Origin of the sequence: Bdellovibrio sp. 22V (assembly GCF_030169785.1) — a bacterium.
Classification (GTDB): domain Bacteria; phylum Bdellovibrionota; class Bdellovibrionia; order Bdellovibrionales; family Bdellovibrionaceae; genus Bdellovibrio.
The window spans coordinates 1,082,663-1,107,798 of the sequence record NZ_CP125854.1 but is presented as its reverse complement, the minus strand read 5'-3'; the positions used below and the strand labels follow the sequence as shown (position 1 = coordinate 1,107,798).

The following is a 25,136-nucleotide window of genomic DNA, read 5'->3' as shown; positions in this document are numbered from 1 at the left end:
CATTTAAAATGGCTCAATTCACACGCAATCAAATTCACCTTCTGATTAACGGAACCGAACACGTCGTTCAGGGCGAACACGCCTTTTTACCGCTCGCACAGTATTTGCGATATCACGCACACTTGCCTGGAACTAAGGTCGTTTGCGCCGAAGGCGACTGCGGAGCCTGCACGGTTCTTGTCGCACGCTGGAACCAAGAATCTTGGACTGCTTTCCAAACACTCAACTCGTGCATCGCGCCGGTTTATTTGTTCGATCTGGCTTCGATCGTCACGGTCGAAGGCTTGGCTTTCGAAGAAGAACTCAATGAAGTGCAACAAAAAATGCGCGAATTTCACGGCGGCCAGTGCGGCTATTGCACACCGGGTATGGTGTGCTCCCTTTCAGGACTTGCAGAGGCTTGCGCTCCGACACGCACGAAGATCAGCGAAAAGAAAGCCCGCAATCACTTAACCGGAAATCTTTGCCGCTGTACGGGATATGAGCCGATTCTCAATGCCGCCACACATATCGACTTAGAAAAATGGTCTTCTTTGAAAGCTCGCTATCTGACGGCCGAGCAAGCACTTCAGTTCAAAGCTCGCGCGCAAGACGCGATCACTCTTGTCGACGGTCTTAAAGAAATCCATGCGCCGAAAACGCTGGATGAAGCCGTTAAAATTAAAATGCAAAAGCCGGGCATTCGCATTACCGCGGGCGCCACAGATCTTGGCGTTTTGCATAACAAAGGAAAATACTTCCTTGATCAAGTTCTTGTTCTTAATCGCATCCCCGAGTTAGGACGCGTTGAAATGACAGCACAAGGGCTGTGGGTGGGCGCCAAAGTCACTCTGACCGAGTTTGAAAACGAAGTCGAATTATCCGTCCCCGAGTTCAGCCGTCTTTTAAGAATTTTCGCTTCTCCGCAAATCAAAAATCAGGGAACTCTTCTGGGCAATGTCTTAAACGGTTCCCCTATCGGAGACAGCATCCCGGCTTTACTCGTGTTGAATGCAGAACTCCATTTGATGTCGACAAGAGGTTTGCGCAAAGTGCCTCTGACACAGTTTTACAAAGCCTACAAATCTTTTGATCTGCAGCCGGATGAAATCGCGATCGGTCTTTCGATTCCGCCTTTGCGCGATAGTTGGAGCTTGAAGTTCTTCAAAATGTCTTTGCGTAAAGATCTAGATATTTCTGCGGTGACTTTCGCGGCGGCTCTTCGCATTGAAAACGAAACGATTCTTGAAGCGCGTATCGCCGTAGGTGGCGTGGGACCGACCGTTGTTCGCGTGCCCGCTATCGAACAAGATTTTGTCGGCAAAACTTTTAGCGAAACGGTCTTTAAAGAAGCCGGTAAAAATATTCGCCAATACATTAAACCCATCTCTGATTTGCGTGCGAGCGATGCTTATCGTCTGCAAGTCGCAGAAAATCTTTTCCATAAATGCTGGTATGAAATGGCCGAAGAAAAGGAGAGCGTATGTCCATAGGACAAAACATCCCTCATGACTCTTCACGTGGTCATGTTTCCGGTGGCAGCGTTTTTATCGACGACCGTCTGTTGACGCAAAAAGAAGTTTTGATTCTGCCTGTCGGAGTTCCGGCGGCCTCGGGAACCGTGAAGAATATTTACACCGACATCGCAGCCCAACAAGAAGGCGTGCTGGCGGTTTTCACAGCAAAAGATCTGCATCACAATGCGTGGGGCACCATCATTCCCGAACAACCTATTCTTGTGCAGGATAAAATCGGATACTACGATGAGCCCGCAGTACTTCTTGTCGGCACCTCCATGGAGGCCTTGTTACGCGCCAGAAGCCACATCAAGTTTGAAATCGAAAAATCCGAACCGATTCTTTCCATTGACGACGCCATCCGAAAAAATAGTTTTATTTACAAGGCGAATGCCTTTGTCACCGGGGACGTTGATGCGGCTTTGGCCAAAGCACCGCACAAGCTGAAAGGCGAATTTGAGTGCGGCGGCCAGGAACATTTCTATTTGGAATCGCAAGCCTGCATCGCTTACCCTCTTGAAGACGGACAAATTGAAATTCATTCCAGCTCGCAACATCCAAGTGAGACACAGCACGTGGTGGCAGAGGCCTTGGGTTTGAGTCTGCACGAGGTTGTCTGCATCGTAAAAAGAATGGGCGGCGGCTTCGGCGGAAAAGAAAGTCAGGCGGCTCCTTTCGCAGCGATGGCGGCGCTGGTGGCGACTCGTATGCAGCGCCCGGCGCGTCTTTGTCTTTCAAAAGATGACGACATGATGATGACCGGAAAACGTCATCCTTTTAAAAACTTCTATGAGGTTGGCTTCGATAACGACGGTCGCATTCTGGGCTTGAAAGCTCACCTCTATGCGGATGGCGGCGCTTACGCTGACTTGTCTTCGTCGATTCTTGATCGCGCCATGTTTCACATTGACGGAGCCTACTATCTGCCAAACGCGCACATCGAAGGCTCGGTGTGCAGAACGAATTTTCATTCGAATACGGCCTTTCGTGGATTCGGCGGTCCGCAAGGAACAATGACTATTGAAAGCATTCTTGAAGATATCGCGGTTTACTTAAAAAAAGAGGCTTTCGAAATCCGTGAACTCAATTGTTATGGCGTCGAGAAAAACAACGTCACTCATTACGGACAGAAATTAGATCACAACCCGCTTCCAGAGCTTTTTGCCCGTATCAAAAAAGATTCCGACTATGAACGCCGTCGTCAGGAAATTGACGTTTTTAATCGCAGCCAAAGCGGATACATCCGCGGTCTTTCGGTAACAGCGACAAAGTTTGGGATTGCTTTTACGGCGCGCTTTCTGAACCAAGGCAATGCGCTGGTCAACGTGCACAAAGACGGCACCGTGCAAGTTTCCACCGGCGCCACGGAAATGGGTCAAGGCGTGAACACGAAAATTCAGCAGATCGTGGCGCATGCTTTTGGTATTCCTCCTCAAGATGTCAAAGTCATGACGACGTCGACAGAGAAAAATCACAACACGTCGCCCACGGCCGCCTCCAGCGGTTCTGACATTAACGGCGCCGCCGCTTTAAAAGCGTGTGTGGCTTTGCAAAAAAGATTGGCGTGGTTGTTTCAGCATATTATTCATGGCACGCCTATGAACGATATTGCGGAATGTCCGCCTCTTGAAGACGCGCAATTGCGATTGGAAGATTTCATTTTCTCCGGTAAAGAGCTTCAGCATTTGCCGACGAAACAAACCATTGCCTGGCCGGATCTGGTGAAGCGCGCCTATCTGAATCGCATTTCCTTAGGAGAATACGCGCACTTTACAACCGAAGGACTAGGTTTTGATAAAGCCCGCAGCATGGGAACACCGTTTAGCTATTTCACAAATGGTGTCGCTGTCTGCGAAGTGCAAGTGGATACTTGGACCGGCGAGTACAAAGTTTTACGCACTGATATTTTGATGGATCTAGGCCGACCTTTAAATCCAGGTATTGATCGCGGGCAAGTGACAGGAGCTTTCATTCAAGGCATGGGTTGGGTCACAACGGAAAAACTTTATTACAATAAAGACGGCAAACTTTTAAGCCATTCTCCGACAACTTATAAGATTCCGAACATTCAAGATACGCCCCGCGAGTTTCACGTGCATTTTATTGAGAACAATGAAAACCGTCAGAACGTCCATCGCTCAAAAGCGGTGGGAGAACCGCCTTTCCTTCTGGGCATCAGCGTGTGGACGGCGCTTAAAGATGCATTGAAGTATCGCAGTGGCAAAACTCTTCCTTATATAAAATCTCCGGCAACACCGGAAGAAATGCTCATGGAGCTTTCACGTTATGAGTAAAACAAACTTTGAAGATTTTCTTTCCGCAATGAATGCTTTAAAAGAAGCCGGCAAAAATTTTGTCGCCGTAACGCTAGTTAAACAAGTGGGCTCGTCGCCGCAAGACGTGGGCGCCCGCGCCTTGGTCAGCAGCGATGGTCTTGAGTACGGAACCGTCGGCGGCGGCAAAGTCGAAAACCGCGCAATTCAGGAAGCGAAAAAAATGATCGCGGATAAAACGCGCTATCAGTATGCCGACTGGAATCTGCAAAAAGACATCGGGATGACCTGCGGTGGAGTCGTCGGTTTCTTTTTCGAGCTTTTTGAAAAAGAGCATCCGTTTCATGTCGCCGTATTTGGCGCCGGCCATATTGCTCAAGAATTCATTCCTCTTCTGCTTAAGCTTGACTGCAAGGTCACTTGTTTCGACTCACGCCCTGAATGGATCAACCGCTTACCGTCGTCGCCAAAACTCACGACACTGTGTACGGAAAACCTGGCAGAGCAAGTCGCGAAGCTTCCCCCGCGCTCTTTCGTCGCGATCATGACAATGGGACATGGTACGGATCTTCCTATATTGATTGAAACAATGAAACAGCGAGAGCGCTTTAGTTATGTCGGGAACATCGGGAGCGACCTCAAATACTTGCGTCTTAAGAAAGATCTACAGCAAGCGGGCATTTCAGAAGATACGATCCAACAGTTTCATTGCCCCATGGGTGAAAACTTTGGCGGAAACTCCCCTATTGAAATCGCCTTTAGCATCGTCGCACAACTTTTAAAAACCAAAGATCAAATCTTTGCAAATACCGAAACTCTTGCTTAGGAGGGTTTATGGCATCAACGCTGAGTCAAAAGAAAACACAGAAAATTTCTTCCACGGAACTTCCTCAGCGTTTGGCGCAAGCCCGCGGCGATGCGGAGCTGGATCTTCTCATTACGAATGTTCAGCTTTTGGATGTGATTACCGGTGAAATTTATCCGACGTGCGTAGCTATCGGCGGTGAATACATTGTCGGTGTCGGCGAAGAATACAAACAAAGCCCTGCGAAAAGAGTCTTCGACGCTCAAGGCGCTTTTGTCACAGCTGGATTTATCGACGGGCATTTGCACATTGAATCGTCGATGATGTCGCCTTTTGAATTTGAACGTGCCACTTTGCCTCTTGGCACGACGACGGCGATCTGCGACCCCCACGAAATCACCAACGTTCTTGGTTCACGCGGATTTACATGGTTTTTACGCTCCTCCGAGTTGATGCATCAAAATCTGTTCGTGCAAATGTCTTCTTGCGTCCCTGCCCTGCCGGGATTTGAAACGACAGGCAGTGATTTTCCTTTAGAAGAAATGAAAAAGCACAAAGATCATCCCGCCGTCTTGGGACTGGCAGAGATGATGAACTTTCCCGGCGTGATCTATGCCGACAAAGATGTGCTTGCCAAAGTCGAAGCCTTTGATGATTTGAATCTGGATGGTCATGCGCCACTTTTGCGCGGCAAATCTTTAAACGCTTATCTTCTGGCCGGAATTCAGAACTGTCACGAGACGGTGACTTTAGAAGAAGGTCGCGAAAAACTGCAAAAAGGCATGGGCCTTATCATTCGTGAAGGCAGTGTCGCAAAAAATCTGCGCACGCTAGCGCCTTTGGTGAACGAGTTTTCCTCTGCACAGTGTTTGCTTTGTACGGATGATCGCAATCCTTTCGAAATCGCTCACGAAGGACATATTGATTTCATCATTCGCGAGATGATTAACAAACACGGGGTTGCCGTGCATGTGGCTTATCGCTTAGCCACTTATTCCGCCGCGAAACACTTTGGTCTGAAACGCTTGGGACTTGTCGCGCCTGGCAAGAAAGCCGATTTGGTGCTGCTCACGGATTTAGAAAAAGTCGCCATCAAAGAAGTTCTTATCGGGGGCAAATTCGTCAGCGAACTGAAACTCGAAAAAGGCGTTCAGGAAAAACTGCACGCCTCCCAGCCGCCTCTTGAAAACACGATGAAGCGAAACCCGCTCTGTGAAAAAGATTTGAACTATCAGTTGCGAGCCGGCCAGTACAATGTCATCGAGATCGTTCCGAATGAAATTATAACGAAACACTTAAGTATTTCCTATGACGGCCAGAAATTCTCTGAATCCGACGTTCTGTTTATGGCCAATATTGAACGCTATGGCAAAGGCCTTCCTCCTGGTTTGGGATTAGTGAAAGGTTTGGGTTTAAAAAGCGGCGCGATCGCAAGTTCGGTGGCTCATGACTCCCACAATCTGATGGTCATCGGAACGAATGCCGCTGACATGGCTGTGGCGGCAAATTCACTGATCGCGTGTGGCGGCGGCTTCGTCGTCGTCGATCAGGGAAAAGTAAAAGCGTTGGTGGAGCTTCCTATCGCAGGCCTTCTCAGCCTGCAAAGTGCCGAAGCCATCAAGGTGGGAATTGAAAAACTCAAGGTCGCTTTCCGCCAGCAAGGTGTGATCCTCGACGAACCTTTTATTCAAATGGCATTTTTAGCGTTGCCGGTGATCCCGACCTTAAAGCTCACCGACCGAGGACTGGTGGACGTAACGAAGTTTTCTTTTATTCCGCTTATACAAGAAGCCTGATTTGTTTTCTGTCAGTTTCAGGCGGGGTCGCATGCTTTCCAGTTTTAACAAGCTCATAATCTATATTAGACAAGGAGCTTTTTATGGAACTTGGACAAGAACCGCAAAGAGAACCTCGCGAACCCCGTCGACAACCGCCCCGTGGAATTTCCCAACCTCCCACGGAGCCCGCTCGGCCAGAGCCCTCACGACCTCGTCCTTATCAAGGTAAACCTACCGAGACTTTGCTCCCCGTTGAACGCACTTATGTACAGGAAACTTGCGTTGTCCTGGGAACAGCTTTGCTCATCTACGGCCTTCTTGGTTTTGTTATCGACAATCTTTTCCGCGCGCATCTTTCTTACACCGTCAATGCCCTTCACTTCGCCTCGGGCGCTTTGTCGTTATGGTTTGGTTTTGATAATGAAGTGAACGCGCGACGTTTTAGCTGGGTGGCCGGAGTTTTTTATGGGCTTTTTGGCTTGATAGGCTTTATTGCCGGCCGACCTGGAATGCCCACAGTTGGAGCCATTCGAGAAGATCAGTTTTTATGGAAGGCGATACCCGGAGTGATAGAGCAAGGTACCGCAGACCATCTGATTCACCTTCTTATTTGCGGCGCTTTTATTTTGGGTGCGACATTGAAATTCCGTCGCTTTCAAAAACTCTAAACGCAGCTCACACGTTGGCATCGGACTCTTTTTCCTTTTTTAGATTTTCCAGATGGCCGATCAAAGTTTTGCGATCAATGGGTTTGGCGAAATGATCGTCGAACCCCTCCGCAAGACATTTATCTCTCTCTTCTCTAAGAGCGTAGGCGGTGACAGCCCAGATCGGTTTTTTATAGCCGTCTTTTCTTAAAGTTTTTGTCGCCTCCAAGCCGTCCATCACGGGCATTTGCAAATCCATCAGAATGCAATCGTAATCTTGCTTGCGCGCCTTTTCCACCGCCTCTGCGCCGTTTTCAGCAAAATCCAAGTCGTGGACCCCTACTTTTTTGAGGTAACGGCTGACGAGGTCTTGATTGTCTTTAACGTCATCGACGACTAAAAGTTTCATTCCTTTTAATGGCAAGTTCGCTCCTCCCATGGAGCTGCCCGCCGACTCCATTTTATCTTTATGCAATGAAGGACTGCGCACGAGAGTAACTTTGAATTTGCTTCCTTTACCCGGTTCACTAAAAAGAAGTTCCACATTACCTCCTAACGATTGCGCTAAATTTCTGGCAAGTATAAGGCCAAGCCCTACGCTTCCCTCGGACAACTCCAGCTCTGCTGACTGAAACGGATTAAAAATGGCTTTTTGCTCTTTAACGGTCATTCCCCGACCCGTGTCGGTAATGACAAAAGATAAAAGATCCTGTGCCTCCGGAGAGACTTCAACAACAACTTCTCCTTTCGTGGTGTACTTAATTGCAAGGTCGATCACGTTAATGAGGATTTCTTTGAGGCGAAGTCCGTCTGTATAAATCCAGCGCGGCAGATTATGTTCAAACTGCAGTCTAAGAACGACGTTCTTCTCCAACGCCTGCAGACTCATGGTGGCAATCACTTCATTCAGAAGATCGAGCAGATTCACATCCGCTTTTTTGACTTCCAGTTCGCCGGTCTCAATCTTTGAAAGATCCGTGATGCTGTTAATAATTTGCGAAAGCTGGGCGCCTTTACGTCGGACACTCTGGCGATAATGTTCTTTCTCCGAGCGGGAGAGATCCCCGCCGGAAAGCATTTCTGAAAAACCCAAAAGAGCGCCCAAGGCCTCGCGAATCTCGTGCGTCGCCACGGCTAAAAAACCGCTTTTCATTTTATTGGCGGTTTCGGCTTGCAGTTTTTCACTGCGCAGAACAGCTTCGGCTTCTTTTTTCTCTGTGATGTCCAGACAGCAACCGACATAACCTAAGAATTCCCCGCCTTCTGAAAGCCGAGGGAAGCCCTGATTTAAGACCCACACGTAGGTGCCGTCTTTTTTTTGCATTCGATATTCTAATTGGAAGTTGGCGCGAGCGTTGACAGCCGCGGAGTATTTATCCATGACCATTTGCGCGTCGTCAGGGTGCACTCCATCCAGCCATCCGACGCCTTTTTCTTTTTGCAAAGAGGAACCGCGAAAATTCAACCACGTGCGATTCACGTAGCTGCACATACCATCCACGCCCGACATCCAAAGAAGTGCAGGCGATGAATCGACAGCATAAGACGAGGATGAGGAGGATGAAAAGGCGGAAGATGCATCCATGCCTTGAGTCTAACATCAAGGTATGGATAACCATGCATCTTCTGGAAAAAAACAAAATCGATTTGTTTACGTTGTGTGTTTACAAACTATTTCATCTTAAGAATTGTTTCAGCAATCCACGTACGGTAGTAAACCGCGTTCGTGTAAACGCCGACACTGTCACAAAGCTGACTGCCGCGACTTGTGATTCCGAAAAGATAATACTGGCCGTTCTTTTCAATGTAAGCAGGGCCGCCGGAATCTCCCGAACAAGTTCCATGTCCCTTGGATTCATCCAAGCGAACTTCCGTTTCTTGCAAAGATGAAACCGGAGCTTTTGTCTCGCGCAAAACGCCGTCGCCTGACATTTCAACTTTAAGACAATTGCGAAGATTCTCATCGCACATGACTTCGCCGTACTCTAAAGCTTCATCAAGATTTTTTACTTTCTTAGGATCTACGGGCTCTGTGTAAATATCAGAAACGCCATATCCCGCCAAAGTAACCAGCACACCACGACGGAGAACGCTGTCGTCCGGTAGAATCGATACGGGTTTATAGCCTTGTGGCAAAGCGCCCTGGAACTTAATCAAAGCGATATCCGCGTAATCAGTCTCTTTAGTCTCGTGCTCTGCAGGATTGTAGTCCTCATGAACCTTCACATCGACAACCCGGCGAACGTATTCTTGCAAGACATCGGGCTCGCGTGTGGCCATCGCGGCATCAATATCATTGCCGAAAATGACTTTAAGTTTGGAAGGTTTTGTCGTCACGCAGTGAGCGGCCGTCAAAACGATGTTCTCGCCGATAATAGAACCTGTGCAGATCGCATTGTCTTGCGTATCGAAAATACCTACGATTCCTGACGCTAAAGTGGAATTTTCCTTCACCAAAGTCCCGCCCATAATGGCTGAACCTACGGATCCGTTCATATCGTTGTTGTTTTTAGGTGTACAGGACACCAAAGCAATAAGGCTTAATGCAAATACAATACGGGACACTTCTCTCTCCTTCAGGAAGGGGGCTCTTATAATGAGAGGCTTACAAAACAGCAACAATTTTCTTAAAAAAGGCGAGGCGGATGACATATTCTTGTCCGTTCTCCTCTGAAAGCCTAAACTACTCACTATGAAAAACTTTTATCAAGAGGGACCCCGCCTCACGAACACATTCCGTTCTGACGAGACCTTGCAGAAGTTTCTTAAAAAGATTCTCCCCGAGGACGTTCAGAGAACCGCACTTCCTCACCTCGATCACCTAGGCCACAGAGCCGCGACCGACATGCTTGAATGGTCACAAGAGGCTGAAGCCCAACCGCCTCAGCACGTTCCTTTTGATCCTTGGGGCCGACGTATCGATGACATCAAAACCTCCAACGGCTGGAAACAGCTAGAAAAAGCGGCCGCCGAGGAGGGCATCGTAGCGACAGCTTACGACCGACGCTTTGGTCCTCTGTCACGCATCTATCAAATGGCTTTGCTTTATCTTTATTCTCCTAGCTCGGCGATTTTTTCTTGTCCCCTAGCGATGACGGATGGAGCGGCTCGCGCTCTTGAACTTTACGGCAGCATGGATTTGAAAGAGCGAGCGCTTCCGCATTTGTTGTCGAAAGACGCGAAAATATTTTGGACGGCAGGCCAATGGATGACGGAAAGGACCGGTGGTTCTGACGTCAGCGGCACGTCGACGGATGCACATGCCTTCTCTGGTACGAGCGCTTTTGGAGCAACACACTCGCTACACGGAACGAAGTGGTTCACATCTGCGACAACTTCGCAGATGGCTTTGACCCTCGCCCGCCCCGACGGCGCCCCCACGGGATCCAAGGGTTTAAGCCTCTTTTACCTGGAACTTCGTAACGATCAGCAACAGCTCAACAATATTCAAATTCACCGTCTTAAAGACAAATTGGGAACAAAAGCTCTTCCCACGGCCGAGCTCAGTTTGCAAGGAACACCTGCACGTCTGGTCGGAGGCGAAGGCGACGGCATTAAAAAAATTGCCAGCGTTTTAAATATCACGCGTATCTATAATTCGATGTGCGCCGTAGGACACATGCGCCGCGCTTTGGATCTGATACAGGACTACTCTCGCAAAAGAAAAGCCTTCGGAAAACTTTTGATCGATCATCCTCTTCACCGCGGCACATTGCTTGCGTTGGAAGAAGATTTCCGTCGCTGTTTTATTTTTAGTTTTTTTGTCGCGCATCTCTTAGGCAAAGAAGAAGTGGGAGAGATTTCCGCTTCCGAACGCGTGCTTCTGCGTGCGCTAACGCCGATTCTGAAATTGTACACCGCTAAAAAATCCATTCATATTTCCAGCGAAGTTGTGGAGATGTTCGGTGGCGCCGGGTATATCGAAGATACCGGTTTGCCGCGCTTGTTGCGTGATGCGCAGGTCTTTTCTATTTGGGAAGGAACGACCAACGTTCTTTCTTTAGATATGTTGCGTGCCTTCGAAAAAGAACAGGCTTTGCCGATTGTCATGGAGCATTTTAAAAACTGTTCCGCGATGAAAGACTCCGCATCTTCTTTTGTCGACAAATGGACCGCCTTGCAAAAATGGATCGGTATCTTGTCGAAGGGCACTCCCGAGGAATGGGAGACCCATGCCCGGCAATTGGCTTTCTCCGTCGCTGACTTGATGACGGAAGGTTTGCTCTACGAATACAAAATGTAACTTCAAAAAACCGCGCTCCCCGCGCGGTTTTTTTGTGAAACCACACAGACCTGCAAATAAAAGTATGTATAAGTTCACTTTCCTTGTTTGTTTATGACAAAGGAACGGCAGTCTTTACAATAGAAACCGTGTATGGACCTTGTCGGACTGGAAACTGAATGAAGTCAAAGACGTCAAATTCCACAAACAACACTGCGAAAAACATCTTAGGATGTTTTCTTATCTTGGCTCTTGTGGCTGCCTTGGAATTTACCCAAACAACAGCATGGAAAATTCCGCCAACAACAATTCTTATTCTAGCTGTGGTTCTTTCCGGTTTCTTTGGTCGTATTTTTCTGACGGCGTTCGCTGTTGTCTGCGCCTGGCTGTACTTGATTTACGGTTCGCTCACGCCTGACAATGCTCTGTACGCCCCTCAAAACATTGGCTTGCGTCTTTTGGTGTGGTCCTTGGCGCTTCCGATGATTGGCGTCCTGATCATCATTCTCAAACAGCGCACGGACAAACCTCTGCGGGAACAACTGGCAGAGCTCGCCCGCTCAGAACACGCCTTACGCGAAAGTGAAGAAAGATTCCGCGCCATCGTTTCCTCCGCGCACGACGCTTTAATCGTGATCGACTCGCACAGTATCATTCAAGAGTGGAATCCTCAGGCCGAGGTGATGTTCGGATGGAAACGGAGTGAAGCTCTTTCCCGGCACTTGACGTCGACAATTATTCCGGAGCGTTTTCGTGAAGCTCACAACCGCGGTTTATCGCGCTTTCTCAATACGGGCGAGGGTCCCGTCCTCAATAAACGTTTTGAGATCATGGGGCTCACCAAAGAAGGGCGTGAGATTCCAGTGGAATTGACGATCTATCCTTTCAAGCAAGGCGATCTCTATTTTTTTGGTTCTTTCCTGCACGATATATCTGAAAAGAAAAAAATTGAACGCATTCAAACCACGCATTTCGACGTGACGCGAATTATGACAGAGGTGAATACTCTGGAAGAGGTCATTCCACTGGCCTTGCAATCGCTTTGCACGGGGCTGGACTTCGCCGTCGCGGAGCTGTGGCTGGTGCATAAAGGACTTTTTGAGTGCAAGGGATTTTGGCCACCGAATGAGCCAAAGTACGCCGAGCTTCATGAAAGCTCGCAACAAAAAGTCATTCCCGACGACGATCTTTTCTGCAAAAAACTATTGAGTTCTCTCGAAGCTTGTTGGTTTTCGGATATCGCCAAAGAGCCTAAGTATCAACGCGCCGATCTGGTTCGTCGGGCCGGCCTCAAAACCTGTGTCGCCAGTCCCATCTATGAAGGCGGGAAGGTTTTTGGCGTGATGATGTTTTATAGCCAAGAGCAGCTTTCTCCCGACCGACAAATTATCGAAACCTTAGAAGATACGGGAAAGAAAATGGGACTTTTCATGCGCCGTCGTCTGGCGGAAGAAGAGCTCGCCGTGCTTTACCGCAACTTAGAAAAGAAAGTTGAACAAAGAACCTTGGATTTAGCGTTAGCGAACGATCAGCTCACCAAAGAAATTGAAGAAAAAAAAGTTCTCTATGAGCAGGCGCAAACGGCGAACCGCCTGAAGGATGAATTTCTTGCGACCATTTCACATGAGCTGCGCACACCTCTTAACGTTATCATCGGTTACAGTGAAATGCTTTCGAACGAAGACATTCCTGAAGATGAGCTGCCGCAATACTATGAAACCATTTACCGTAATGCCAAAGCGCAGTCGCAGATCGTGAACGATATTTTGGATATTTCGCGCATCGTGACTGGGAAATTCAAACTGACGGTGGATGACGTCGATATCCCTTCTGTGATCAAAGCGGCCACGGAGTCCCTTCGTCATGCGGCGGAGGCAAAGAAGATCCGCATCACGACAACTATCGACCCCGTGGCGGCGACCGTGGCGGGTGACTTCGGGCGCTTACAACAAGTGATGTGGAATCTGATTTCGAACGCGATTAAATTCACTCCCCAATACGGTCACATCGAAATCGAAACGAGCGTGATAGAATCGCAAGTCAAGATCACAGTTTCAGACTCCGGTATTGGAATTGACCCCAGTTTTGTGCCCTATGTCTTTGAAAGATTCCGCCAAGAGGACGCCACCACCACCCGCCGCTTTGGCGGTTTGGGATTAGGCCTTGCCCTTTGCAAAAACATCGTAGAGCTGCATGGCGGAACCATCCAAGCCCACAGCGCCGGGAAAGGCAAAGGCTCGGTTTTTTCCGTGATTCTTCCCGTTCACGCGGTCCGTCTGCAAAGCAATCTGCCGTTTGATTTTACTGAAAACCGCAAGCCTGAATTGATTTTGCAGGGTCTGCGTCTGCTTGTCGTCGAAGATCAGCCTGATGCGCTCAATCTTCTCGCAAAAGTTCTTTCGCGCGCGGGGGCTGAGGTCAACACGGCTATGTCCGCCTCTGAAGCTTTGAAAAAAATTGTGAATATAAAACCGCACGTTCTTATCAGTGATATAGGTATGCCCGAACAAGACGGTTACGATTTGATTCGCATGGTTCGGCAGTTGCCCGCAGACCATGGCGGAAACACCTTGGCGATCGCGCTCACCGCTTATGCTCATGACGAAGACCAAGGGCGCGCCCTCCGCGAAGGATTTAATCTTCACGTCGCGAAACCCGTCGATAGCTCCACCCTCATCAAGACGGTCAGTGAATTGGCCAAAGGCAATGCGCCCCCGCAACCCGAAATAACGATGTAAAACTTTTAAACAGGGAGTCCTTCCCTGTCACTCCCCACCAGATTCCGGGAATTCATCTCGAAATTAAGTTCTGAAGAGGCTCCCTTGCCGATGGCATAAGGCTTGTATGGGAAGTCTCCGTTATTCAGGAATTGTTTAAGAATTTTGGAAGAGGGTTAGAAATGAAAATCTTGAGCTTCATGATCATCACGTTATTCAGCATTCAGAGCTTTGCCAGCAGCCTTTATGACGTCAAAATCAAAGACCAACGCCTTTACGATATCGTCTTAAAACAAGGTGTTCCTGAGTTAGCCCTCCAGCGTACCTTTGAATTCCTCGACGTGAATGGCGGCAAGACGATTCGTGTGCCCGCAAAGATTCGCGAAAAAACAAAGACATATATGGATGAGCGAGACCTCACTATTAAAAATGATGCCATTGCCATCATCGATTTCTCTCTTCCTTCCAGCGAGCGCCGTCTTTATGTTATTAATTTAAAAACGGGTGCTGTTTCAAAACACTTCGTAGCCCACGGAAAAGGTTCGGGCGTTCGTATTGCCGCGAAATTCTCGAATGTTGACGGCTCGAAGATGTCTTCATTAGGTCTGTACGTAGGCGGGACGGTTTATTACGGCGGCCACGGAGCTTCGTTGAACCTTCATGGCTTGGAAGCTTCCAACAATAAAGCAGCAGAGCGTGACATTGTCGTTCATGCCGCCAACTACGTTTCTGAAGACTACGTGAAAGAGACAGGCCGTCTTGGTCGTAGCTGGGGCTGCCCTGCCGTGGCTCCTGGAATTATCAATAAGATGCTCACAAACTTCAAAGAAGGCGGCGTGATCTACGCCTACCATAAAGATTTGATCGGTAAGGCTGTAAAGAGCCCGACGCTGCAAGAAGTTCAACCGGAGAATGACGATGAAGACATCGACTTACCGGGTGAAGAAGAGTCCATCCGTAAAAATGAAAAATAAGTTAAAGAAAAAAGGGATCGTAAGATCCCTTTTTTTATTTCCTCGCGTAGTCGTCCTGATATCTCACGATATCATCTTCACCGAAGTACGTTCCTAACTGCACCTCGACAAATTCCAACATCTCGTTGGTGTTATTGCGGATACGATGTTTCGCTCCCAGAGGAATGTGAATATGGCTCCCCGCTTTTACTGGAATCACTTCATCATTCAAAACAACTTCGCCGGCACCTTTCGTGATCGTCCAATGCTCTTCTCTTTTCGCATGGGATTGATACGAAATCTGTGAGTGCGGATTCACGCGAATCACTTTGGATTTGAAATTTTCCGTGTCTTTTAAAATCTCGAAGTAACCCCACGGACGGTATTCAAAAACATGGTCTTTCACTAAGGAAGACTTTTGCTGAGTCAATGCTTCCACGACATAGCGCACGTCCTGGGAATGACCTTTTTTAACCAACATCATGGCGTCTTTGGTATCAACGACGATCACGTCTTCCATGCCGATCATGGAATAGTTTTTTCCTGCATCACCAAAGACGAAATTATCCTGACCTTTCACATTCAGAACTTCTTGGCCCTCTTGCAAAGACGCGACGGCATCCCAGGAACCTACGTCGCTCCATCCGAACTCTGCCGGCACGCACGTAAGTTCGTCACCGTTCAGTTTTTCCATGATCGCGTAGTCAATCGAGATCCCCTGCACTTTGCCGTAAACAGTTTCCAAATTCGAAGCGTCTTCTTTCAATCCCGCGATCTCTTTCCAGAGTGCCGGCTGATGTTTTTCAAAAAGACTGATCATGTGTGAAACTTTGAAAACAAAAATCCCCGCGTTCCAACTAAAGCTTTCTTGCGCGATAAATTCTTTCGCTTTCTGCAAGTCCGGCTTTTCATGAAACTTCACGACGGAATAAGCCTTCAAAGGACCTTCTTCTTTGAAACTCACCGCACGTGTTTGAATGTAACCGTATCCTGTTTCTGGATAGGAAGGCGTGATTCCCAAAGTCACCACTTTGTTATCAGCAGCGACCTTTTGCGCAAAATCCACGACTTTCAAAAAAGCTTGTTCTTTTGTGATAAGATGATCCGAAGGAAATATCCCGACGATCTCTTCCCCCAAACCTTTCATTTGCAAAAGTTTGCAAAGAGCGGCAATCGCAGGCGCCGTATTTTTTCCGATAGGCTCGTACACCACTTGGACTTGCGACGCTTTATTTTCTTTGAGATTCAGTTCCGTCAACGTCTGCAAAGCTTTCGAGGTTACGATCCACGGCGTGCCCATTTGCAAACATCTTTGTAACGTCAAAGTCTGAAGAGGCTGGCCGAAAATGCTGCAAAACTGTTTCGGCATGTGCTGGCGCGAAACAGGCCAAAGGCGCGTGCCGCTGCCGCCTGAGAGTATAACTGGAATCAAAACGTACCTCCGAGCTGAGTTCATAATCTATATCACGAACCGGCTAAGTGAGTAATTATAGTCACATAATGGCTCATTTCGTCAAAAAACTGAGGCCTTTTGTAAACACGAGAGCGTAGCTTCCCCGCCACACTGGCCAAAAAGCTCTCGACCCAAAGCCCTAAATCCCTGTGTGCAATGGACTTTTCGCTCGAAGAGAGTGATACTTTTCCTGTTTAAAAAACACTATTTTCGGAGGTATCAATGTCCATTCCTTTCATCGATTTGAAGTCGCAGTACAAGGCTTTAAAAACGTCTATCGATTCTCGCATTCATAAAGTTCTTGAGCACGGCGCTTACGTGAATGGCCCTGAAGTTGTTGAACTTGAACAAACACTCGCAAAGTACGTAGGAGTTAAACACTGTCTGACAATCGCAAACGGAACGGACGCCTTGTGGGTTCCTTTGATGGCATTGGGTATCGGTCAAGGTCACGAAGTGATCACGACAGCTTTCTCTTTCATCGCAACTGCGGAAACAATCGTCCTTGCCGGCGCGAAACCTGTTTACGTGGATATCGATCCGAAAACTTTCAATATCGATGTCACTAAAATCGAAGCGGCGATCACTCCTCGTACAAAAGCGATCATGCCCGTTTCTCTTTACGGCCAAATGCCAGACATGAATGCGATCAATGCGATCGCAAAAAAACACGGCTTGGCGGTTATTGAAGACGCCGCACAAAGCTTCGGTGCAAAATATCACGGTCACCGCAGCGGCAGCATGACAACAGCAACTGGCACAAGCTTCTTCCCGGCGAAACCTTTGGGTTGTTACGGTGATGGCGGCGCGATCTTCACAAACGATGACAACATGGCGAAGATCATCAAAGAAATTCGCGAGCACGGCTCTGAATCTCGTTACTACCACACACGCTTGGGCATCAACGGCCGCTTGGATACAATCCAGTGCGCGGTTCTTCTTGCGAAAATGGAAAGATATGATTGGGAATTGGCACAACGTCAGCGCGTAGCAGATCGCTATAACGACGCATTCTCATCGATCAAGGCGGATGGTTTCTCAACTCCATTCGTAGCTGCTGGCAACAACTCAGCTTGGGCGCAATACACATTGACTGTGAAAGACCGCGCGGGCTTCCAAAAGAAAATGTCCGATGCTGGAGTTCCAACTTCAATTCACTACCCTCGCATCATGCCGGATCAACCTTGGTACAAAGAGCACACGGCAGATCCGCAACAAGAGCTTCCAGTAGCGCGTTGGGCGGCAGAGCATGTGATCAGCTTGCCAATGTACCCAGATATGGACGATGCAACTCAAGATAAAATTATCGCCGCAGTTAAAGGGGCGTTCTAATGAACACAGGATTTGGTCCTTTAAAAAAACCAGTTGTCTTAAAGACAGCTCACGAAACAATCACTTGGGGTGACGGCAAAAACTTCGTGTTATTTGCCGGTCCTGACATTATCGAAGACGAAGGCATGGTGCTTGAGACAGGAAAAGAAATCCAACGCATCACTCGCGCGTTGGGTATTCCTTGGATTTTGAAATGCTCTTTCGATAAAGCCAACCGCCAAAGCGCTTCAAGCTTCCGCGGACCGGGTGTAAACTCCGCTCTTAAGAGCTTGGAAAAAATCAAAGGCGAATTGGGCTGCGCTCTTTTGACAGACGTGCACGAAACAATTCAAGTGAAAGAGACGGCCGAAGTCGCAGACGTTTTGCAAATTCCGGCGTTTCTCTCTCGCCAAACGGACCTTCTTGTTGAGACCGCAAAAACAGGCAAAGTTATTCATATCAAAAAGGGTCAATTCTTGGCTCCTTGGGATATGAAAGCTATCGCCCAAAAAGCCGTGAATGCTGGCAACGATAAGATTCTTCTTTGCGAGCGCGGAACGACTTTCGGTTACAATCGTCTTATCAACGACATGACCGGCTTGGTTGAAATGCGTCGCTTGGGTTACCCGGTGATCATGGACTGCACGCACTCCACACAGCTTCCTGGAGCTACCGGAGAAAGCAGCGGCGGCCGTGGCGACATGGTATGGCCTTTGGCTCGCGCCGCGATGGCTGTCGGCGTGGATGGCATCTTCCTTGAGACACATCCAAATCCAGAAAAAGCTCTTTGTGACGGACCAACTTCTCTGCGTTTGGATAATTTGGAGACCGTTCTTACAAATCTTAAAAAAATCTGGACGACTCATTTCTAAGTAGAGTTCTGTTGATATTTCAAGTAAGACTGAACCATGGTAAAGCACACGAAAAAGCTCCTGGTTCAGTCTTTCAAGATCCTGTTTTCTGCAGGCATCATTTACTGGCTGGTCCAATCAGGAAAAATTAATTTTGCAGCTTTAAAGAACTTGCTGACGCCGACAGCGGCCGCAGTGGCTTTAGGTCTTGTGCTTATCAATCTTTTCTTTGCCAGCGAACGTTGGCGTATTCTTATCCGCTCGCAAGATGTAGCCGCCAGTCCCTTCTCGGTTTTTAAACTCAGTTTGATCGGCAGCTTCTTTAACTTCGCCATGCCCGGCGGAGTCGGCGGAGATGTTATCAAAGCTTACTACTTCACACGCGACAATCCCGGCAGCAAAGTCATTGCCGTGACAAGCGTTCTTATGGATCGCGTATTGGGCTTATTTGCGATGGTGCTTCTAGCACTCCTCGTAATGACTTACGATTTCAACCACATCGTGCAAACGCCGGCTTTGTTGACGTTGTTTTATTTCATCTCCGGTCTTTTCGCGGCTTTTGTGATTTCTCTTTCCTTGGTTTTTTCACAGAAAATTTATGACAAAGGCGTTCTGAAAAAAATCATCGCGAAACTGCCTCTCTCGGAAAAGTTTTTAAAACTTTACGAAAGCATGCACCTTTATGGCCGCGATGGTAAGCGCTTTATTCTTGTGATTTTCCTCAGCTTGATCTCGCAGGCTTGCGCCATTGTATTCCTCTATCTTGCGGGGTCTATGGCGGGCTTTACGGATGTTCCCGCAAAGACCTATTTCCTCGTGGCACCTTTGGGCTTTATGGCGACGGCCATTCCCGTTTCGCCAGCAGGTGTTGGCGTGGGCCAAGCGGCTTTCTATTTTCTTTTTAACTTGTATACGGGAACAACAAGCGAGCTCGGCCCGACAACAATCACGGCTTATCAAGTTGCCACATTTATTACGAGTTTGCTTGGCGCTTTCTTCTATTTGCGCCGCAAAGACCGTGTGGAAACAGCGGATCTTATCGACCAGCCTTGAAAGCGGAGTCTCTAGATCTCCACTTCCTTGAAATCAAGAATGAGATTGTAAGAAAACTGCGGGTTTTCCGTTTGAAAACGATAAAGCTCCTGCTTTTCTTTTTCCACTTTTTCAGAGTTAAAAAGATAAAGATCTTTTACTCCCGCAGAAAAAGCAGCCATTAAATCGGAAGCACTATCTCCCACCATCGCGGACTTGCTCATATTGACCTTCAGCTTTGCATGCACCATTTGAAACATGCCCGCACGAGGCTTGCGAAGCCCTGCCAGAAAACGGCCTTGCGGAACGCCCTCTTGATCAATAAACGGTGACCAAACACACTCGTCGATCCAGCAACCTTTTTGCGCCAGAAGACGCATCATTTGTTGATGGACAAGTTGATAGTCGTGCCACGAAATCCAGCCACGTCCTAAACCAGATTGATTGGTGACTAAAGCCACCCAGTAACCGGCAGCATGGGCGCGGTTGATCAATTCTTCAATCCCCGGCATCAACTGAACTGCATCGGGATCTTTATTGTAAGGCACGTTCTTCACGATGACATCATCACGATCGAGAAAAAGACAAGGTGACTCGCCACTTTTGGCAAAATCCACCGGAGCCTGCAGACGGTCCCAGTTTGCACGCAAACTCTGCAATGCATGAGTCCACACTTCTTCATCGCAGTTCCAGGCAAAATCCACGTAAGGGTTTTTCTCCCCTTCATGCTCGGTAACTAAAACTCTTTGCCCCTGCAAAACGTGATTGAGTTTTTTAAGCACCTCTTTTTGTTCCGAGAAAACAATAACAAGATCCTCCGGACGCGTTTTAAATTTTTCCGTTAAGAGATCGTCGGTGCGACGAAGAACAAATGGAATTTCGTGCGCAAAATGACTTTGCAACGGCTTAAACCATTCGCGCTGTTGCGATGGAGCTTTCTCGGCAAGGAAAACCAGACTTCCGCCGATTTGAACCGTATCAAGGATAAGATTTTCCCAACGCATCATCTTTGCAATCTCCTGAAAATGTCCCCACATTTTACGACAAGACCCCTCCCCTGTCCTCGGCTTTCTACTTGCCGCCTTGCATTTATGCTTATTAAAATCAGCAACGGAGGAACCAAAAAATGACTCTCTTACTGAAGCAGATTTTCAACTTCCTAAAACTCCTGAATTCAGATACAGGCACCACGCAGTTGGCGGCCGGTATGTCTCTGGGATTGATTTTGGGATTCGCGCCCTTTCTTTCGATTCAAACATTCATTGTGTTCTTGATCATCTTTGTGTTCAGAGTGCAAATTGGCGCCGCTTTTGTTTCCGCATTTTTCTTTAAGTTCGTCGCGTTCCTCTTCGACACTCCCGCGCACCATCTTGGCAAAGCTGTCTTGGAAACCGAAGGTCTGCGCCCGCTTTTCACGGCGATGTACAACATGCCTTTTGTGCCGATGACAAGATTCAACAATAGCATCGTGATGGGTTCGATGATTGTTTCCATTCTTTTGCTCCCATTTGCATTTTTTGGCTTCAAAGCTTTGATCATCAAGTACAGAGCGACCGTCGTGGCGCGCTTCAAAAACACGAAGTTCTGGAAAGCCTTCGCCGCGACAAAGTTTTACAACTGGTATCTTAAATACGACGAGCTGTACGGATAGGACAAAAAACAATGGCAACACAACCTCAAGATCAGCAAAAGAAAAAATCCAAAGGTCCTATTCGCTGGGAAGCGATCATTCCCGCTACGATCATCGTGCTTTTAATTGTGGCGTACTTTCATTTCTTCTTCGACGGACATCTTCGTCGTGCTCTCGAATGGGCGGGCTACAAAGCTGTTGGAGCCGAAGTGAACATCGCGAATCTCGAAACCAGCTTTTTCAAAGCCAGCTTGCGCGTACAAGGCATCGAAGTGACGGATGCAGAGAAGCCGACGCATGACTCGATCAAAATCGGCGACATTCGGTTTTCTATGCTTTGGGACGCTCTTTTGCGCGCGAAAGTCGTCGTGAATGAAGCGGCTGTCGAACAAATCGAATTCGGCGTTAAAAGAAAACGCCCGGGCAAAGTAAAACCTCCCGAGGCTGACGATGGAAAACCCGGCGCTACTGAAGTTTTGAAGAAACGCGCCCTGGAAGAAGCGCAAGGACAAGCCGGCGATAACGTCCTTGGAGACGTCATTGCAATGCTCGGCGGTTCTGATGCCAACGTACAATTGGAAAAACTGAAAGAGTCTTTGCCGTCCAAAGCGATGCTCGAAAAATTCGATGCCGATCTGAAAGGCAAACAGCAAGCCTGGGATGCGCGTCTTAAAACCTTGCCGCAAGAAAAAGATATTCGCGCTTTGAATGATCGCTTGAACAAAGTGAAATACAAAGACTTTAAATCACCACAAGAGCTGCAGACGTCCATTCAGGAGTTGGATCGCATCTACAAAGAAGGCGACGCCATGTACAAGCAAGTGCAAAGCACTGGCGACGATCTTGGTAAAGATTTAAAAGCGGTCGAATCCCAGTACAAACAAATCGAGACCCAGATTAAGACAGATGTTAAAACGCTCGAACAGCACTTCCGTATTCCACAGTTGGATGCGAAAGCAATGACGATGGCGGTATTCAACCGCTACCTTGCGCCTTACAAATCCAAGTTCTATCGCTACAAAGAAATGGCGGATAAATACATCCCGCCAAATCTTAAAAAGAAAGGCGAAAAGGACGAGGTCCCTATTCAACCGCATCCGCGCGAAGAAGGAATCAGCTACGAATTTGGCAGACCGAATTCTTATCCACTCGTCTGGATCAAGCGGACAGCCGTAAGCTCTCAGGCCGGATCGTCTCCTGACGCGGGCGACATCAAAGGCGAGATCACGGATATCACCACAAACCAAGCTTTGACCGGAAAGCCCACGGTCGCTTCTTTGTCTGGTGACTTCCCTGGCAAAGAGATCTTCGGATTCTTGCTTCGTCTTTCTCTCGACAACACGAAAGCGGAAAGCGAAATTGACTACCGCTTTAAGGTCGACTCTTATTCTATTTTGGGGAAAGAGCTTTTGCAGACACCAGACGTGCAAATCGCGTTTAATAAAGCCATCGGCAGCATGGGCATTGAAGGCAAAGTCATCGGTCTTAAAAATATTATCCTGGGCATGGAGAATAAATTCTCGAAAGTTGATTATCTTATCACTTCCAAGAATGAGATCGCCGATCAAATCCTGAAAGCCGTCTTTGCCGGCATCCCCGTTGTGACCCTGAACGTGCAGGGCCAAGGCGTGTTCCCGGATATTCCGTTGTCGATCAACTCGAACTTGGGACCGGAACTGCAAAAAGGATTTGAAAAACAAATCCAGGCTAAAATCAACGAAGCTCGCAAAAACATCGAAGCCGCCGTAAACCAAGAAATTGGAAAACAGAAAGCGCAAATTGATGCGCAAATAAATCAATTGCGTGGCGAATTCGACTCTCAAGTGAAGAAAGCTCAAAGTGAACTTGATAATCAGAAGAAACAAGTCGAGTCGCGCGTTGAGCAAGCCAAGAAAGACGCCGAAAATCAAGGGCGCAAACAACTCGAGAAAGAAGGACAGAAAGCTGTCGACGAGTTGAAGAAAAGATTCGGTCTTTAATTCCTATTTTTTCTGTCTAATTAGTTTTTCTGTGAATGTCGAAGCTCTCTACAGGACCTGTAAAGAGCTTCGACAGAATATCTAACTTACCGAATTTACTAAGTTATTTTCCCTCATTTTTAACTCCTGCCTCTTTTTTTCGCAAATGTTTTCGTGCTAGCCTGACGATGAGGTGTGTATGAAAGCTTCGACTCTAACATCCAAATTAGTTTTGAGCTGTGTTGTGATTACTCTAAGCACGGCCTGCGCAAAGATGAACTTCGCCCCTGTTCCCGAGGAACAAGCATCGACAGTGGATACTTCGAAAACGATTTCGAAGACCGAAGTTGTCGCGTATGGGAATAAGCAGGTGGATTTTCTTTTAGTCTTGGATGACTCGAACTCGATGCTGCCCGAGTTGAAAAAACTTGCGGCCCGCATGTCGACTTTTGTGACCTCTTTGGATGCGAGCAATATTGATTGGCAAATGTGTTTGACCACGACACGCGGTTATTCTGCGAATGGCTCTCTTGCCTATGGCACTCCGTTAAGCTGGAATAACTACGTACCAACAACGGGCACTCCTGCATACTTGTTAAAAAAAGGAACGCCGGATCTCAATACTGTATTCACATCGACGATCGAAAACACAACGATCGGCGGAACGAACTCGGGTGACGAGCGCGGAATCAAAGCGGCTCATAACAGTTTCCGCGATTCCGTATCTCATTCATGCTATCGCCCAGGCGCTGCGGTTTCCGTGATCGTGATTTCCGATGAAGACGAACGCTCTGTTGGCGGTGACCCTAAAAACGTAAAACCCAACGATGCATCGGGAGCTTATCAGCCGCTTGAGACCGATGATCTTCCGCAAAATCTTTTGGCCCAAGCCAAGTCGAGTTTCGGTGACGACGTTCGTTTTACATTCAGCTCTATCATCGTTAAACCCGGCGATAAAAACTGCGAAGCCGAACAAGACCAGGCAACGTCGCCAAGCCACGCAGGAAACGTTTACGCCGAGGCCTCTAGGCTGACTGACGGAGGCGTCGGAAGTATTTGTGACGCCGATTATAGCGCGAATTTGAACACCTTTAAGGATAAGATCGTGAACTCTTTGTCGCACTTGAATTTAGAGTGCACGCCGAAGCCGAAAACTTTGAAGGTTCGCATCGGCGGCTTGGATGTCTCGGGACTTAAACTCGACGGCAAGATCCTGAAATTCTCTTATGCACTGATTGAGGGCACAGAGATCGACCTTATGTACGAGTGTCTGGATTAGATACTCGTGCCGCAGAAACTCCTACTGAGGTTTGCTGAAGAGAGTTTTGATATAAGCGATCGAGTCTTGATTATACCAATCAATAGAGCCAACCAGTTTCTTCGCTAACTTTTGCTCGGGATTGATCACCAAAGACTCCGGAAGGCGAGAAACCTGGTACTGCTTCATCAGGGCACGGTCCTCATCCCACACGATTTTGATATTAGTATCTTTCAGCTCTGGGAATGACTTCATGAAGACTTCGATGTCTTCCCGGTTGCTATCTCCTGAAACCGCGATCAACTGCACATCGCCTTTAAACTCTTTCACAAGCTTGATCAGCGACGGCACTTCCTCAATACAAGGTGCGCACCACGAAGCCCAAAAATTGAGGATAACCACTTTGCCTTGATAGCTTTTAAGATCAAACGACGTCCCGTTAAGATCCTTGGTTTCAAAGTTCGGCACCCCTTCTTTTTCCATAACTTCCAGCGCTGAATACGCCGAAGGAGCCTTACCCTCTTTGCTGCCGAAGAAATGCGTGTAACCCCACACCCCTGCCACAGCAAGAATAACAACGACAATAAAGGCTTTAAGATGTTGGCTCATAGAAGTGACTCCTTACCGACAAAACTCTATTAGAACGACCGTCCGAGCGCAAGACGCACAAAAGAATGCAACCATTTGAATTCAAGGTTTTTGGGATCAGAAACCGACGCTAAATTTTGGCTGCTATTTTTGAGCGCTACCTT

The 25,136-nt window shown here is 47.9% G+C and carries 19 protein-coding genes; 14 read left to right on the top strand and 5 right to left on the bottom strand.

Going from position 1 to position 25,136, the window contains the following annotated elements; translation table 11 throughout:
- Positions 1-8 precede the first annotated feature (8 nt).
- The 5 genes from QJS83_RS05365 (at position 9) to QJS83_RS05345 (ending at position 7,020) form a co-directional block, all read left to right on the top strand.
- Positions 9-1,472, top strand: a complete 1,464-nt coding sequence (locus tag QJS83_RS05365) for a xanthine dehydrogenase small subunit (RefSeq protein WP_284608101.1) — start codon at positions 9-11, stop codon at positions 1,470-1,472.
- A complete protein-coding gene (gene xdhB, locus QJS83_RS05360) occupies positions 1,463-3,790 on the top strand; it encodes a xanthine dehydrogenase molybdopterin binding subunit (protein WP_284608100.1) in 2,328 nt (775 codons plus the stop codon). Before QJS83_RS05365 ends, xdhB begins: the two co-directional genes overlap by 10 nt.
- Positions 3,783-4,595, top strand: a complete 813-nt coding sequence (gene xdhC, locus QJS83_RS05355) for a xanthine dehydrogenase accessory protein XdhC (RefSeq protein WP_284608099.1) — start codon at positions 3,783-3,785, stop codon at positions 4,593-4,595. Before xdhB ends, xdhC begins: the two co-directional genes overlap by 8 nt.
- 8 nt (positions 4,596-4,603) lie before the next feature.
- Complete coding sequence (adeD, locus tag QJS83_RS05350; protein ID WP_284608098.1) at positions 4,604-6,370, top strand: adenine deaminase; 1,767 nt, start codon at positions 4,604-4,606, stop codon at positions 6,368-6,370.
- 83 nt (positions 6,371-6,453) lie between these two features.
- Positions 6,454-7,020 (top strand): hypothetical protein, encoded by a 567-nt coding sequence (locus tag QJS83_RS05345; protein ID WP_284608097.1) that lies wholly within the window; start codon positions 6,454-6,456, stop codon positions 7,018-7,020.
- 7 nt (positions 7,021-7,027) lie between these two features.
- Here QJS83_RS05345 and QJS83_RS05340 read toward each other — a convergent pair whose 3' ends face one another.
- Positions 7,028-8,584 carry a PAS domain-containing sensor histidine kinase gene (locus QJS83_RS05340; RefSeq protein ID WP_284608096.1) on the bottom strand — a complete coding sequence of 519 codons (1,557 nt, stop codon included), beginning with the start codon at positions 8,582-8,584 and terminating at the stop codon, positions 7,028-7,030.
- A gap of 86 nt (positions 8,585-8,670) precedes the next feature.
- Positions 8,671-9,564, bottom strand: coding sequence for a S1 family peptidase (locus QJS83_RS05335; RefSeq protein ID WP_284608095.1), 894 nt, complete (start codon positions 9,562-9,564; stop codon positions 8,671-8,673).
- 127 nt (positions 9,565-9,691) lie between these two features.
- Between QJS83_RS05335 and QJS83_RS05330 the strand changes: the two genes are divergently transcribed.
- The 3 genes from QJS83_RS05330 to QJS83_RS05320 all read left to right on the top strand — a co-directional run bounded on the left by QJS83_RS05330 (position 9,692) and on the right by QJS83_RS05320 (position 14,912).
- Positions 9,692-11,242, top strand: coding sequence for an acyl-CoA dehydrogenase family protein (locus QJS83_RS05330; protein ID WP_284608094.1), 1,551 nt, complete (start codon positions 9,692-9,694; stop codon positions 11,240-11,242).
- A gap of 158 nt (positions 11,243-11,400) precedes the next feature.
- A complete protein-coding gene (locus QJS83_RS05325; protein WP_284608093.1) occupies positions 11,401-13,959 on the top strand; it encodes an ATP-binding protein in 2,559 nt (852 codons plus the stop codon).
- Between the two features lie 161 nt (positions 13,960-14,120).
- Positions 14,121-14,912 (top strand): murein L,D-transpeptidase catalytic domain family protein, encoded by a 792-nt coding sequence (locus QJS83_RS05320; RefSeq protein ID WP_284608092.1) that lies wholly within the window; start codon positions 14,121-14,123, stop codon positions 14,910-14,912.
- 34 nt (positions 14,913-14,946) lie between these two features.
- Here QJS83_RS05320 and QJS83_RS05315 read toward each other — a convergent pair whose 3' ends face one another.
- Positions 14,947-16,323 carry a mannose-1-phosphate guanylyltransferase/mannose-6-phosphate isomerase gene (locus QJS83_RS05315; protein ID WP_284608091.1) on the bottom strand — a complete coding sequence of 459 codons (1,377 nt, stop codon included), beginning with the start codon at positions 16,321-16,323 and terminating at the stop codon, positions 14,947-14,949.
- Positions 16,324-16,572: 249 nt separating this feature from the next.
- Between QJS83_RS05315 and QJS83_RS05310 the strand changes: the two genes are divergently transcribed.
- Genes QJS83_RS05310 through QJS83_RS05300 form a run of 3 tightly spaced genes read left to right on the top strand, consistent with a single transcriptional unit; the run spans position 16,573 to position 19,559 of the window.
- A complete protein-coding gene (locus QJS83_RS05310; protein WP_350159282.1) occupies positions 16,573-17,676 on the top strand; it encodes a DegT/DnrJ/EryC1/StrS family aminotransferase in 1,104 nt (367 codons plus the stop codon).
- Complete coding sequence (gene kdsA / locus QJS83_RS05305) at positions 17,676-18,527, top strand: 3-deoxy-8-phosphooctulonate synthase (RefSeq protein WP_284608089.1); 852 nt, start codon at positions 17,676-17,678, stop codon at positions 18,525-18,527. The genes QJS83_RS05310 and kdsA overlap by 1 nt, the downstream gene beginning before the upstream one ends.
- Positions 18,528-18,563: 36 nt before the next feature.
- Positions 18,564-19,559: a lysylphosphatidylglycerol synthase transmembrane domain-containing protein gene (locus tag QJS83_RS05300; RefSeq protein WP_284608088.1), complete on the top strand. Its 996-nt coding sequence runs from the start codon at positions 18,564-18,566 to the stop codon at positions 19,557-19,559.
- 11 nt (positions 19,560-19,570) lie between these two features.
- On the opposite strand, the gene QJS83_RS05295 is transcribed toward QJS83_RS05300, so the two are convergent.
- Positions 19,571-20,545 (bottom strand): D-glycero-alpha-D-manno-heptose-1,7-bisphosphate 7-phosphatase, encoded by a 975-nt coding sequence (locus QJS83_RS05295; RefSeq protein ID WP_284608087.1) that lies wholly within the window; start codon positions 20,543-20,545, stop codon positions 19,571-19,573.
- Between the two features lie 119 nt (positions 20,546-20,664).
- On the opposite strand from QJS83_RS05295, the gene QJS83_RS05290 reads away from it, so the two are divergent.
- The 3 genes from QJS83_RS05290 (at position 20,665) to QJS83_RS05280 (ending at position 24,405) form a co-directional block, all read left to right on the top strand.
- A complete protein-coding gene (locus tag QJS83_RS05290) occupies positions 20,665-21,189 on the top strand; it encodes a TIGR03546 family protein (protein WP_284608086.1) in 525 nt (174 codons plus the stop codon).
- A gap of 11 nt (positions 21,190-21,200) precedes the next feature.
- The gene (locus tag QJS83_RS05285; protein ID WP_284608085.1) at positions 21,201-23,147 is read left to right on the top strand and encodes a TIGR03545 family protein; all 1,947 of its coding nucleotides are present in this window, start codon (positions 21,201-21,203) and stop codon (positions 23,145-23,147) included.
- A 178-nt stretch (positions 23,148-23,325) separates the two neighbouring features.
- Complete coding sequence (locus tag QJS83_RS05280; RefSeq protein ID WP_284608084.1) at positions 23,326-24,405, top strand: hypothetical protein; 1,080 nt, start codon at positions 23,326-23,328, stop codon at positions 24,403-24,405.
- Positions 24,406-24,426: 21 nt separating this feature from the next.
- On the opposite strand, the gene QJS83_RS05275 is transcribed toward QJS83_RS05280, so the two are convergent.
- The gene (locus QJS83_RS05275) at positions 24,427-24,993 is read right to left on the bottom strand and encodes a TlpA family protein disulfide reductase (protein ID WP_284608083.1); all 567 of its coding nucleotides are present in this window, start codon (positions 24,991-24,993) and stop codon (positions 24,427-24,429) included.
- Positions 24,994-25,136: the final 143 nt, after the last annotated feature.